Genomic DNA, 737 nt, shown 5'->3' with positions numbered 1-737 from the left:
CAAGCATGAGCACTTCTACTTCAGTAATTGAAAGTGACTCGGCATCAATGAGCGACTCAACATCAGTAAGTGAAAGCGACTCAGCAAGCATGAGTACTTCAACTTCAGTGAGTGAGAGCGACTCAGCATCAATGAGCACATCAACATCAATGAGTATGAGTGACTCAGCGAGCATGAGTGATTCAACATCATTGAGCGAAAGTGATTCAGCAAGCATGAGTACATCGACTTCAATGAGCGAAAGCGACTCAGCATCAATGAGTACATCAACATCAGTAAGTGAAAGTGACTCAGCGAGCATGAGCACATCAACATCAGTAAGTGAAAGTGACTCAGCGTCAATGAGCACTTCTACTTCAGTAAGTGAGAGTGATTCAGCATCAGTGAGTACGTCAACATCAATGAGTATGAGTGACTCAGCGAGCATGAGCACGTCAACATCAGTAAGTGAAAGCGACTCAGCAAGCATGAGCACATCGACTTCAGTAAGCGAAAGCGACTCAGCGAGCATGAGCACATCAACATCAATGAGTGAAAGTGACTCAGCAAGCATGAGCACATCAACATCAGTAAGTGAGAGCGACTCAGCGTCAATGAGTACATCAACATCAATGAGTGAAAGTGATTCATCAAGCATGAGCACTTCAACATCAGTGAGTGAGAGCGACTCAGCAAGCATGAGCACATCGACATCAATGAGCGAAAGTGACTCAGCGTCAATGAGTACATCAACATCA

At 44.6% G+C, this 737-nt stretch carries 1 protein-coding gene; it reads right to left on the bottom strand.

Annotated features, from left to right (window positions below):
• A partial coding sequence (locus SH09_RS13955; RefSeq protein ID WP_042740223.1) for a hypothetical protein occupies positions 1-737 on the bottom strand: 737 nt, incomplete at both ends.

Source organism: Staphylococcus gallinarum (assembly GCF_000875895.1).
In the GTDB taxonomy this organism is placed as follows: domain Bacteria; phylum Bacillota; class Bacilli; order Staphylococcales; family Staphylococcaceae; genus Staphylococcus; species Staphylococcus gallinarum.
Note: the sequence above shows the minus strand (reverse complement) of the source record. Positions and strands in the feature narration are given on the sequence as shown.